Consider the following 13,903-nt stretch of genomic DNA (forward strand, 5'->3'; position numbering starts at 1 on the left):
GCGGCGGAGCCATCCCGTGGGATGACTCCGCCGTCGTCGTGTCAGAGCCTGGCCCTTCGGTCGCCTCGCGGCAACCTCGGATCAGTGATGCTCAGTCTTGACCACCGGATCGGCGCCCGCCACCAGCTTGTTGACGATCTCCGACGAGGTCGTGCCGTAGGCGCTGAGATCGACGCCGGTCAGCTTGATGGTGACGTCCGCGCTGCTGTTGACCTGGCCGGTGGTGCTCACCTGCAGGGTCGAGGTCGCGGTGTCCACCTTCAGGTAGCTGAGGATGTCGTTGTGCGCGGCATCGGGCAGCAGGTCGCTGAGGTCGATGCGATCGCCTTCGCTGGCCTTGAAGTCGGTGATGGTGTCGCTGCCGGTGTCGCCCGCACGCCAGGTGAAGGTGTCGGCACCCGCACCGCCGGTGAGGGTATCGTTGCCCTTGCCGCCGATCAGGATGTCGTCGCCAGCCCCGCCATTGAGGATGTCGTTGCCTTCGTTGCCTACCAGCAGGTCGTTGCCGGCATCGCCGTTGAGCGTGTCGTTGCCCAGGCCGCCGTAGAGTGAGTCGTTGCCGTTGCCACCGTTGAGGGTGTCGTTGCCGGTACCGCCGTAGATGATGTCGTGGCCGTTGCCGCCGCTGATCGTGTCGGCGCCATCCAGGCCGTGCAGCAGGTCGTTGTTGCTGCTGACCATGGTGCTGGTGGTGGTGGCGACGGTGACGGCCAGGGTGCCGGTGCTGCTGGCGGTGCTGCCGTCGGACTCGGTGGCGATGGCGGTGACATTCAGGTTCAGGGTGCCGGTGTAGTTCACCGCGGTCAGCAGCTGCAGGTCATGCAGTTGCGCTTCGGTGAAGGTCCAGACGCCGTCGCTGCCCTTGGTGCCGGCGGTGAACGCGGCATCGGCCGGCACACCGCTGATCTTCACGCTCAGGCTCTCGGAGCCGTCGGTGTCGACCAGGCCGGTGGTCAGGGCGATGTCCACGGCCGAACCGTAGGTCTTGCCGCCGAAGGTCACGGTGGTGTTGTTGATGGCCAGGGTGGAGTCCTTGCCGTTGTCGCCACCGTTGAGCACCAGCCAGTCGAAGTGGTAGTTGCCGTTCATGCTGGCGGTGAAGCTCTGGATGCCATTGCCGTTCACGCTGGCGCCCAGTTGCTCCGAAGAGGTCACCTGGATGACCTGCTTGGCGCCGGTGGGATCGGTGACGACCAGGGCGACGATATCGTTGAAGCCGTCCTGGATCTCGCTGACGGTGTTCTCGCCGTTGGTGAAGGCCCAGGTGAAGTTGATCTTGCTGCCGGCGGTGAGGCTGTAGTCGGAGCTGGTCAGCGCGCCGTCGATGACGGTGACATTGCCCGGGTCGTTGAGCGCGCCCTTGGGCGGGTCGATACCGTTGAGGGCGTTGTTGGCCAGGCCGGTTTCCTGCTCCAGCACCGCGCGGGTGACTTCCTGGGTGGTGCTGATGCTCACCGCGCCAGGGTTGAGCACGAAGATGCTGCCGCTGCTCAGCAGCGGCGCATCGGCGACCGGGCTGACATTGACCGCGACGGTGCTGGTGGCGGTGCCGCCATGGCCGTCGCTGACGGTGTAGCTGATGGTGTCGCTGCCGCTGAAGTTGGATTTCGGCGTGTAGGTCAGGGTGCCGTCGGCGTTGATGACCACGGTGCCGTTGCTGGCGGTGGCGGTGCTCAGGGTGAGCTTGTCGCCGTCCACGTCGCTGTCGTTGGCCAGCACGTCGATCTTCACCGCCGTGTCTTCCTTGGTGCTGGCGGTATCGGCGACGAGGGTCGGCGCGTCGTTGACGGCGGTGATGCCGACGGTGACGGTCGCGGTGCTGGTGCCGCCGTGGCCATCGCTGACGGTGTAGGTGAAGCTGCCGGTGCCGTTGACGTCCTTGCTCGGGGTGAAGACGACGTTGCCGTTCTCCAGCTTCACGGTGCCGTTCACGGCGCCCTGCACGCTGATGATCGTCAGGCTGTCGCCGTCCACGTCGCTGTCGTTGCCCAGCAGGGTCTTCGGCGCGATGGTCAGCGCGGTGTCCTCGTTGGTCACCAGCTCGCCCACGGCGTGGGTCAGCGCGGCACCGCCAACGGTGGCGTAGGTGCCCCCTTGCGGGCGCATCTCGACCTGCAGCTGCGCCTGGCCACCCTGATCCCAGTAGATGATCTCGATGGTGTGGTTGCCGCTCTGGGCGATGTTGAACACCGCCGATTCACGGCCGGTGGGACTCTGGATGGCGTCGTACTTGAAGACTTCCACACCGTCGATCTTGATGCTGAAACCGTCGTCGGCGTTGACCCGCAGCTGGTAGTTGCCGGCGTTGAGGTTGATCGCGCCGGTGAGCTGGACGATGGCGTCGGAAGTGTTCGCCGGATCGGTATTGAGCGACCCCGCGTCGTTGCCGAGGAACTTCTGCAGGTTACCGTCGCCGCCCAGGTCGCCGCCGCTGAGGTTGTAGTTCAGCGAGGTGGCGGTGAAGGTGGCGGCGGCCGCTTTGCCGGCAATGAAGGCGACGACCTGGCTGAGGTTGGTCAGGTTGGCGCCGTCCGGGCCTTCGCGGTAGCCCCAGTAGTTGCCCTGCAGGCCGGAGACGGTGAAGGAGTCGTTCACTGCCACCGGGTTGTCGTTCACCGGAGTGACGTTCAGGGTGATCTTGTTCGGCGTGGCGTCGAACGCGCCGGCACTGTCCTTCACCGAGAAGGTGAAGCTGGCGTAGTTGTTGCCGTTGGCATTGGCCGCCGGAGTGAAGGCGAGCTTGCCCAGATCCGCCGCGGCGATGACCTGGCCCGCGGTTACCGCAACGCCGTTGTAGGTCAGGCTGCCGTTGGTGGGCAGGCTGTCGATGCGGACGGCGCTGAGGGTGTCACCGGTATCCACGTCGGTGAAGCCGAAGTCGGCCACGGCGAAGCTGCGGCTGCTGTCCTCGCCCAGGGTGATGGTGTTGTCGGTGCCGTTGGGCGCATCGTTCACCGGGGTGACGGTGACGTTGATGACCTGGTCGGTGATGCCGCCGTGTCCGTCGTTGGCCTGCACGGTGAAGCTGTCCGTGCCGTTGTAGTTGGCCGCCGGGGTGTAGGTGTAGCTGCCGTTGGCGTTGACCACCACGGTGCCGTGCAGGGCCTGGCCACCGGCCTTCAGGTTGAAGCTGACGCTGTCGTTCTCGACGTCGGTGGCGGTGAGCTGGCCGATCTTCGCGTTGTCTTCGGCAGTGGTCAGGGTCGCGCCACTGGTGAATACCGGCGCGTCGTTCACCGGGGTGATGGTGAGGTTGACGGTCTGGTCCACCACGCCGCCATGACCATCGTTGACGGTGACGATGAAGCTGTCGCCGCCGTTGTAGTCCTTGCTCGGCGTGTAGGTGTAGTTGCCGGCGGCATCGATCACGATGGTGCCGTGGGTCGGCGCCGTCTTCAGGTTGTAGCTCAGGCTGTCGCCATCGACATCGGTGGCACTGACCTTGCCGATGAGCACGCTGTCTTCGGCGGTGGTGGTGTTGCTCGGTGCGTTGAATACCGGCAAATCGTTGACCGCAGTGACGGTAATGCTCACCACGGAGTCGACGGTGCCGCCGTGGCCGTCGCTGACAGTGACAGTGAAGCTGTCGCTGCCGTTGTAGTTGGCTGCCGGGGTATAGGTGTAGTCACCGGTGGTGGTGTTGAGCACCAGGGTGCCGTGGGCGGTGCCGCTTTTCACGGCGTAGCTCAGGGTATCGCCGTCGACGTCGCTGGCGACGATCTTGCCGGTCAGCGGGGTGTCTTCAGCGACGGACTTGGTCTGGTTGGCGGTGGTCGGTGCGTCGTTCACCGGGGTGATGGTGAGGTTGACGGTCTGGTCCACCACGCCGCCGTGGCCGTCGTTGACGGTGACGACGAAGCTGTCGCCGCCGTTGTAGTCCGTGCTCGGCGTGTAGCTGTAGTTGCCGGCGGCGTCGACCACGATGCTGCCGTGGGTCGGCCCACTCTTCAGGGTGTAGGTCAGGGTGTCGCCATCCACATCGGTGGCGCTGACCTTGCCGGTGAGCACGGTATCTTCGGCGCCGCTGGTGTTGCTCGGCGCGTTGAACACTGGCAAATCGTTGACCGCAGTGACATTGATGCTCACCACGGAGTCGGCATAGCCGCCCTGGCCATCGCTGACGCGCACCGTGAAGCTGTCGGTGCCGTTGTAGTTGGCTGCCGGGGTGTAGGTGTAGTCGCCGGTGGTGGCGTTGAGCACCAGGGTGCCGTGGGCTACGCCGCTCTTCACGGCGTAGCTCAGCGTGTCGCCATCAACGTCGCTGGCGACGATCTTGCCGGTGACCGAGGCGTCCTCGAGGGTGTTCTTGGACTGGTCGGCGGTGGTCGGCGCATCGTTCACCGGGGTGACGGTGAGGGTCACCGCCTGGTCGATACCGCCGTTGCCGTCGTTGACCGTCACGGTGAAGCTGTCGCTGCCGTGGTAGTTGGCGTTCGGCGTGTAGGTGTAGTTGCCATCGGCCTGCAGCGTCAGAGTGCCGTGCGCGGGGCCGGTCTTGAGGCTGTAGGTGAGGCTGTCGCCGTCGACGTCGGTGGCGTGTACCGAGCTGACCAGCGCGGTGTCCTCGGCCGTGGTGGTGTTGGTCGGAGTGTCGAACACCGGCAGGTCGTTCACCGGGGTGATGGTGATGGTGACCGTCGAATAGGTCACGCCGCCCTTGCCGTCGCTGATGGTGATGGTGAAGGAGTCCGTGCCGTGGTAGTTGGCGGCCGGCTGGTAGGTGTACTCGCCTGTCGAATTGTTCAGCGATAGCCACTGCATGTGCTGCGGCAGTGCGTTGAAGTTGAAGCTGTAGGTAAGCGTATCGCCGTCCACATCGCTGGCGACGATCTTGCCGCTCAGCGAGGCGTCCTCGGCGATGGTCTTCTGCTGGTCGGCGGTGGTCGGTACGTCGTTCACCGGTTTGATGCCGACGGTGACGACCTGCTCCACGCTGCCGCCATGGCCATCGCTGACCACCACGGTGAAGCTGTCGCTGCCGTTGTAGTTGGGCGCCGGGGTGTAGGTGTAGTGGCCGTCGCTGCCGAAGGTGACGCTGCCGTTGGCCGGGCCGCTGCCGTTCTTCACGGCGTAGCTCAAGCTGTCGCCGTCGACATCGTTGGCGTGGATCTGGCCGTTGACCGGGGTGTCTTCGTCGGTGGAGAGGTTCTGCGTGCCGGAAACGGTCGGCGCATCGTTCACCGGGTTGACGGTGACGGTCAGGTCAAGGGTGCGGGTGGCCGCATCCTGGTTGCTGCTCTCGGTCGCGGTGGCGGTGACTTCCAGCGTGATGGTGCCGTTGAAGTTCGCCGGCGGCGTCAGCGTCAGGGTCTGCAGGTTCCAGCCGGTGAGGGTGGTGCTGTCATGGGTGGCATCGGCGGTGAAGGTGTGCGTGCCGTCGCTCAGGATGGCGCCGGCCGGGATCTTGCCGACGCTGATCGACAGGCTCTCGGAACCGTCGGTATCGACCAGGGAAGCGTGGATCTTCGACAGCGCAATGGCGCTGTCTTCGTTGCCCTGGTTGAGCGGAGCGGTGGTGTAGTAGCCCTGGCCGTTGCCGCCCAGGTGCGCGGTCAGGTTCTCGCCACCGGCGGCCAGTTCGCCGACGTTGTGGTAGACCAGCGCGCTGTCGGTGCCCACCAGTGTCGGCGTGCTGCCGTTGTCGGAGATCTTCAGGTCGAAATTGCCCGGGCCGCTCTGGTTGTGCTGGTAGAGCGCCAGGGTGTAGTAGCCGCTTTCGGTCGGGGTGAAGGTGCCGCTGTACTTGCCGCTGCTGCCGCCCCAGGTGGCCTCGGCCACGTTGGTGCCGCCGATGACCAGGCGCACGCTGTCGTCACCGGTGCCGCTGAAGGTATAGGTGTGACCGGCTTCGAGGAAGATCAGGCCGCTGACCTTGCTGGCGGTGCCGGCGGGGACGTCGGTGTCCTTGACGGTGTTGGTGGATTCGCTGGTCGCCGGGGTGCCGGCGGCGTCGATCTTGCTCTGCAGGTCGCTCGGCGCGGCGCCATTGCCGCCATTGCCCAGGGCGAGGCCGGTCCAGGTCTGCAGGGTCAGGCCGGTGGCGTTCAGGTGGCCGTCCAGGGACAGGTTGGGTTGGTCCGCCACGGCGGCGATGGCCACGCTGACGGTGGACGTGGAGGTGCCGCCCTTGCCGTCGCTGATGCTGTACGTGATGGTGTCGTTGCCGCTGAAGTTGGCCTTCGGCGTGTAGCTCAGGGTTCCGTCCTGATTGATCACCACGGTGCCGTTGCCGGCGCTGGCGGAGGTGACGAACAGTGCGTCGCCGTCCGGATCGGTGTCGTTGCCCAGCACATCGATCTTCAGCGTGGTGTCTTCCTGCGCCTGGGCGCTGTCGGCCACGGCGGTCGGGCCGTCGTTGGCGCCGGTGACGATGAGCTTGAGCACACCATCATCGCTGGCCTGGTGCTCGTCGCTGACGCTGTACTTGACCTCGATCTCGAGGACCTGTCCGGCCTTCAGGGACTGGTACGCCGGATTGCTGCCATCGAAGGTCCAGCTGCCGTTGGCGTTGAGCACGAAGCCTGCCGGGGCGTTGCCGACCACCGCGTATTGCAGTTGGGCGCCGTCGTCGACGTCGGTGGCGCTGAGCTGGCCCTGGCTCTGCACGTCTTCGTTGACGTTGGCGGAGCTGTTGCTGGCGATCGGCGCATCGTTGGTGCCGGAGATGGTCACGGTAACGCTGCCGAGGGTGCCGTCGGCGCTCTTCACGTCGAACACTTCGGTCAGGGTCTTGCCCTGGGCCAGGTGGTCGTACGCGGAGTTGGCGACGAAGCTCCAGTTGCCGGCGCTGTCGATGCTGAAGTTGCCCAGCGTGCCGACCTTGTCGGTCTGCACCTGGAAGGTGGCGGGGCTGTCGACATCGCTGATGCTGAGGTGGCCATTGGCGGTCAGCGGCGCGTCGGTTTCCTGCAGCGTCACGCTGGTGCTGCCGATCACGGCGGCGTCGTTGGTACCGATGATGGTGACTTTCACCGAGGTCGCGGTGCCATCGGCGCTCTTCACCACGAAGGTGTCCTGGGCGACCTGCCCGGCGGACAGGCTGTCGAGGGCCGAGTTGGCGACGAAGGTCCAGTGGCCGGCAGCGTCGATGCTGAACGTGCCGTATTGGCCCACGGTGTTGTTCTGCACCTGGAAGGTGGCCGGGCTGTCGACGTCGCTGATGCTCAGTTGGCCGCCGGTGGTCAGTACGGCGTTGGTTTCCTGCAGGGTCACGTCGGCGCTGCCGAGGATGGCGGCGTCGTTCGCGCCAACCACGGTCAGGGTCAGGGTGCCGTAGCTGGTGGCGCCGTGCTCGTCGGTGACCTTGTAGGCGATCTGCAGGTTCAGCTTCTCGCCTTCGGCCAGGTGCTGGTAGGCGCTGTTGTTGCCGTTGAAGGCCCAGTTGCCGTCGCCGCGCAGGGTGACGCCGGCCGGCAGGTTGCCCATGGCGGCGTAGGTCAGGGTGCTGTTGTGGTCGACGTCGGTGGCGCCGATGTTGCCGGTAGCGGTCTGGTCTTCGTTGACGGTGAACTGGGCCGCAGTGGCGACCGGCGCGTCGTTGGTACCGGTGATGGTCAGGGTGAGGGTGCTGGTGCTGCTGGCGTTGTGCTCGTCGGTGACGACGTAGTCGATGGTCAGGACCTGTTTCTCGCCCGCCGCGAGGCTGTCGTAGGCGGCCGAGGTCGGGTCGAAGGTCCAGCTGCCATCGCTGTTGAGCGTGAAGCCGGCGGGGGCGGCGTTCTTCAGGCTGAAGGTCAGCAGGGCGTCATGGTCGATGTCGCTGGCCTGCAACTGGCCGGTGACGGCCTGGCCGGTCTTGTTGAGTTCCTGCAGGGTCTGCTGGCTGGCGCCGTTGGTGGTCAGGGTCCACTGGCCGTTGCTCAGGTTGACGCTGCCCACCGACTGGCTGACGGTGATCTGGCTGGAGAGGTTGCTCAGCACCAGGCTGGAGTCGATGCCCTTGTCGCCGTTGTCGGCGACGCCGATGACGATGGTGTAGGTGCCCGGCTGGCCGAACACATGGCTGAACAGCTGCTGCCCGGAGCTGCCGCCATCGCCCACGGTGGCGACGTCGGACAGTTTCACTGCTTGGCCGTTGATCAGCAGGTAGGCGAAGTCGTTGTACTGCCCGTAGTCGTTGGTGGCGAAGTTCCAGTTGAAGCTCACGGCTTCGCCGGCGTGGGTGGTGGTCACGGTCAGGGTGAGGGCCGAGCCTTCGGCGGCATTGTCCACCAGGCTCGGCAGGGCCACGCCGCCTTCCACCGCGCTGGCGCTGGCGGGGATGGCGAACGGCGCGTCGTTGGTACCGACGATGTTCACCGTGACGCTGGAGGTAGTGCCATCGGCGGCCTTCACGGTGAAGGTGTCGGTGAGGACTTCGCCGACCTTCAGCTCGTTGTAGGCGCCCTGGGCGTAGAAGGTCCACTTGCCGCTGGCGTCGATGCTGAACTTGCCGTACTGGCCGAGGGTGTCGGTCTGCGGCTGGAAGCTGGCGGGGCCGTCGACGTCGCTGATGGTCAGTTGGCCGCCGGTGTTCACCGCGCTGTCGGTCTCGTAGACGTTGGCAACCTTGGCGCCGCCGATGACGGCGGCGTCGTTGCTGCCGGTGACGGTCAGGGTCAGCACGTTCTCGCCGGTGGCGCCCTTGTCGTCGGTGACGATGAACTTGATTTGCAGCTCCTGGGTTTCACCTTCAGCGAGCTTCTGGTAGGCGGCGTTGTTGCCGTCGAAGCTCCAGGAACCGTCCTGGTTGAGGGTGAAGCCGGCCGGGGCGGCATCCTTGAGGCTGTAGTAGGCGGCGTGGCCGTCGTCGACGTCGGAGGAGGTGAGCTGGCCGCTGCTGATCTGGTCTTCGTTCACTGCGGAGCTGGCGGCGTAGGCCACCGGCGCGTCGTTGGTGCCGACGACGGTCAGGGTCAGGGTGCTGGAGCTCTTCGCGCCAAACTGGTCGGTGACGGTGAAGTTAACGGTGAAGGTCTCGGTGGCCCCAACCGCGAGGTGCTGGTAGACCGGCTGAGCGGCATTGAAGCTCCACTGGCCGTCGGTGCCGACGGAGAAGCCCACCGGCAAGGTGCCGGTGGTGCTGTAGGTCAATTGCGCGCCATTGTCCGCGTCCTTGCCATCGAGCTGGCCGGTGAGGGTGGCGTCTTCGGCCACCGTGGCCTGGGTGGCGCTGGCGACCGGCGCGTCATTGGTGCCGGTGACGGTCAGGGTCAGGACCTTGCTGTCGGTGGCGCCATGTTCGTCGGTGACGGTGAAGCCGATGTTGATGACCTGGGTCGCGTCCTGGGCCAGGTGCGCGTAGGCCGGGTCGGCGGCATCGAAGGTCCAGCTGCCGTCCGGGTTCAGGGTGAAGCCGGCAGGGGCCTGCTGGTCGAGGCTGAAGTTCAGGGTCGCACCGTGGTCGACGTCGGTGGCGCTGAGCTGGCCGGAGATGGACGCATCTTCCTTGACCGAGTCGCTGGCGGCGGAAGCCACCGGGGCGTCGTTGGTGCCGGTGACGGTAATGGTCAGAGTCTTGGTATCGGTCGCGCCGAACTCGTCGGTGACGATGAGCTTGACCTGGATGTCCTGGGTTTCGTTCTGGGCCAGGCTCTGGTAGGCGGCGTTGTTGCCGTCGAAGGTCCAGCTGCCATCGGTCTTGAGGGTGAAGCCGGCCGGCGGGGTGCCGTCGACGCTGAAGCTCAGCTTGGCGCCGTCGTCGACGTCGGTGGCGGTGAGCTGGCCCTTGCTGAGCTGGTCTTCGCTGACAGCGGCGGTGGCCGCGTTGGCAATCGGCGCGTCGTTGGTACCGGTGACGGTGATCACCAGCAGGCTGCTGGTTTTCGCGCCGTGCTCGTCGGTCACGGTGAAGGGCACGCTGATGATCTGCGTGGCGCCGGCCTTGAGGTGCTGGTAGGCGGCGTCGCCGGCGTTGAAGTTCCACTGGCCGTCGCTGCCGACGGTCAGGCCCGCCGGCAGCTTGCCGGTGGTGAAGGTGAGCTGTGCGCCGTTGTCCGGGTCGATGGCCTTCAGCGTGCCGCTGATCTGCGCGTCTTCCTTCACCGGGTTGAGCAGCGAGGGCAGGGCGATCGGCGTGTCGTTGGTGCCGGTGACGGTGAGCGTCAGGGTGTTGGTGCTGGTGGCGCCGTGTTCGTCGGTGACGGTGTAGTCGATGCTCAGGACCTTGGTCTCGCCGGCGGCGAGACTGGCATAGGCCGGATCGAGGCCGTTGAACAGCCAGCTGCCGTTCTTGGCCAGGGTGAAGCCGTCCGGGGCCTTGTCGTTCAAGCTGAAGCTGAGCTTGGCGCCGTCGTCGACGTCGCTGGCGGTGAGCTTGCCGGTGCTGAGCTTGTCTTCGCTGGCGTTGGCGCTGATGGCATCGGCGACCGGCGCGTCGTTGGTGCCGGTGATGGTGATGGTCAGGGTGCTGGAGCTGGTGGCGCCGTGTTCATCGGTGACGGTGAAGGGCACGCTGATGACCTGGGTAGCGCCGGCTTTCAGGTGCTGATAGGCAGCGTCGCTGGCATCGAAGCTCCACTTGCCGTCGGCGTCGACGCTGAAACCGGCCGGGGCGGCCTTGTCCAGGGCGTAGGTCAGCTTGGCGCCGTCGTCGGCGTCGGTGGCGGCGAGCTGGCCGCTGATCTGCGCATCTTCTTTCACTGCGCCCACGGTGGCGCTGGCGACCGGCGCGTCATTGGTGCCGGTGACGGTCAGGGTCAGGACCTTGCTGTCGGTGGCGCCGTGTTCGTCGGTGACGGTGAAGCCGATGTTGATGACCTGGGTCGCATCCTGGGCCAGGTGCGCGTAGGCCGGGTCGGCGGCATCGAAGGTCCAGCTGCCGTCCGGGTTCAGGGTGAAGCCGGCGGGGGCCTGCTGGTCGAGGCTGAAGTTCAGGGTCGCACCGTGGTCGACATCGGTGGCGCTGAGCTGGCCGGAGATGGACGCATCTTCCTTGACCGAGTCGCTGGCGGCGGAAGCCACCGGGGCGTCGTTGGTGCCGGTCACGGTGAGGGTCAGGGTCTTGGTATCGGTGGCGCCGAACTGGTCGGTGACGATGAACTTGACCTGGATGTCCTGGGTTTCGTCCTTGGCCAGGCTCTGGTAGGCGGCGTTGTTGCCGTCGAAGGTCCAGCTGCCGTCGGTCTTCAGGGTGAAACCGGCCGGCGGGGTGCCGTCGACGCTGAAGCTCAGCTTGGCGCCGTCGTCCACGTCGCTGGCGGTGAGCTGGCCCTTGCTGAGCTGGTCTTCGCTGACACCGGCGCTGGCCGCGTTGGCAATCGGAGCATCGTTGGTGCCGGTGACGGTGATCACCAGCAGGCTGCTGGTTTTCGCGCCGTGCTCGTCGGTCACGGTGAAGGGCACGCTGATGATCTGCGTGGCGCCGGCCTTGAGGTGCTGGTAGGCGGCGTCGCCGGCGTTGAAGTTCCACTGGCCGTCGCTGCCGACGGTCAGGCCGGCCGGCAGCTTGCCGGTGGTGAAGGTCAGTTGCGCGCCGTTGTCCGGGTCGATGGCCTTCAGCGTGCCGCTGATCTGCGCGTCTTCCTTCACCGGGTTGATCAGCGAGGGCAGGGCGATCGGCGTGTCGTTGGTGCCGGTGACGGTGAGCGTCAGGGTGTTGGTGCTGGTGGCGCCCTGGTCGTCGGTGACGGTGTAGTCGATGCTCAGGACCTTGGTCTCGCCAGCGGCGAGGCTGGCATAGGCCGGATCGAGGCCGTTGAAGACCCAGCTGCCGTCCTTGCCGAGCGCGAAGCCGGCCGGGGCCTTGTCATTCAGGCTGAAGCTCAGCTTGGCGCCGTCGTCGATGTCGCTGGCAGTCAGCTTGCCGAAGCTCAGCTTGTCTTCGCTGACGTTGGCGCTGGCGGCATTGGCGATGGGCGCATCGTTGGTGCCGGTGACGGTGATGGTCAAGCTGCTGGCGCTTTGCGCGCCGTGCTCGTCGGTGACGGTGAAGTCGATGTTGATGACCTGGGTCGCACCGGCCTTGAGGTGTTGGTACGCGGCATTGCCGGCGTCGAAGCTCCATTTGCCGTCGGCGCCGACGGTGAAGCCAGCCGGGGCGGCCTTGTCCAGGGTGTAGGTCAGCACGGCGCCATCGTCGGCGTCGCTGGCGGCGAGCTGGCCGCTGATCTGGGCGTCTTCGTTGACGGCGCCGCTGGTGGCGCTGGCGACCGGCGCGTCGTTGCTGCCGGTGACGGTGATGGTGATGGTCTGCGGATCGCTCAGGGCGCCGTCGTTGTCCTTCGCCTGGTAGGTGAAGGTGACGTCGCGGCTCTGGCCGTCGGCCAGATTGTCGAAGTCCTTGCCTGGATTGAAGACGTAGCTGCCATCGGCGTTGAAGGTCAGCGAGCCATTGCCGTTGCCGACACCGGTGGTCAGCTGGTAGCCGACGACGCTGCCGTCGACATCGGTGGCGACCGGCACCTGGCCGTTGAGTACGGTGTTCTCTTCGGTGCTCGCGCTGCCGGCGGCGGCGACCGGCGCGTCGTTGGTGCCGGTCAGGGTAACGGTGATGGTGGAGGTGCTGCTGGCGCCGTGCTCGTCGGTGACGGTGTAGGGCACCTGCACCACCAGGGTCTGGCCTTCGCTCAGGTGCTGGTAGGCCGGGTCCTTGGCGTCGAGGGTCCAACTGCCGTCCGGTTTCAGGGTGAAGCCTGCCGGCGGATTGCCGTTGACGGTGAAGCTGAGGGTGCTGCCGCTGTCGCGGTCGGTGGCCACGAGCTGCCCGCCGATCACTGTGTCTTCGCTACCGCTGGCTGCGCCAGGGAGGGCGACCGGGGTGTCGTTGGCACCCTGGATGTTGATGGTGATGACGCGGGTGTCGGTGGCGCCGGACGCATCGGTCACCGTGACGGTGAAGCTTTCCTGCGGATTCTGGCCCTGGGGCAGGGCGTTCACCGCGTTGGCGTCGACGACGTAGGTGTAGCTGCCGTCGGCATTGACGGTCAGTTCGCCATAGGCGCCCTTGGCGCTGCCGGTCCAGGTCAGGTTGCGGTCGTCGACATCGGTGGCGGTCAATTGACCCTTGATGTCGGCAAAGCTGTCGTTGGCGGCGGTGTCGGTCACGCTGGCGGTGTAGGTGCCGGAGGCGACCGGAGCGTCGTTCACCGGGGTGATGCCGAGGTTGACGGTCAGGGTGCTGGACGCGCCGCGGCTGTCGGTGACGACCACGGTGAAGCTGTCGGCGCCGTTGTAGTCGGCATTCGGCAGGTATTGCCAGGTGCCGTTCGGATCGAGCACCAGCTGGCCGTTGGCCGGGCCCTGGCCGACGCTGTAGCGGATGGTGTCGCCATTCGGGTCGCGCGCGGCGAAGGCGCCATTGAGCAGGGTGTCTTCGGCGGTGGTGAGTTCCAGCACGCCGTTCCTGCCCTCGGTGAATTCGGGGGCCAGGTTCGGGGTCAGGTCGCTCTGCCGTTCGTCACCGGCGGCGCCACCATTGGCCGGGCCGGCGGTGGTGTAGCCGATGTTCGGATCTACCCGGCCAGCGGTCTCATTGAGCATCACGAAACTGTGGCTGCCACCGGCAACGCCGGAACCACCGCTGGATGCGCCAGCGCCCGGGCCCGCGGCGGTGGGGGCAAGCGCCTGGGTCGGGTCGAGACCGGCAGCGATGGCTTTCTGCAGGTCGGCGGTGCTCGGCGCCTCGGTGTGCGGTGCACGGGCCTGCTCGGATACCGGCAGGTCGGCGCTGCTCCACTGGCTGTCACGGCCCAGGTCGACCAGCTTGCCGCCCCCCACATCCAGGCTCACTGCACCGGCCGCGCCGGTGAGCAGCTGTTCGCCCTGATAGACACGATCACCCTCGATCAGGACGCGCTGGACGCCCTCGGGGGATACCGCAATCACTTGGCCGATGATGCTTTTTACGACCGCGACGACGCTGCTCATGCACTTCTCCTGGTGAGGCTTGCCTGGTTGCCGACCGGCCGCATGCAGATCGGCTCAG

Annotated in this window: 1 protein-coding gene; it reads right to left on the reverse strand. The window is 66.4% G+C overall.

Going from position 1 to position 13,903, the window contains the following annotated elements:
• Window positions 1-81 precede the first annotated feature (81 nt).
• On the reverse strand, window positions 82-13,845 hold the full coding sequence (locus tag JVX91_RS11790) for a retention module-containing protein (protein ID WP_205339384.1): 13,764 nt from the start codon (window positions 13,843-13,845) through the stop codon (window positions 82-84).
• Window positions 13,846-13,903 lie beyond the last annotated feature (58 nt).

The sequence above is a fragment of the Pseudomonas sp. PDNC002 genome (genome assembly GCF_016919445.1).
Lineage (GTDB): Bacteria > Pseudomonadota > Gammaproteobacteria > Pseudomonadales > Pseudomonadaceae > Pseudomonas.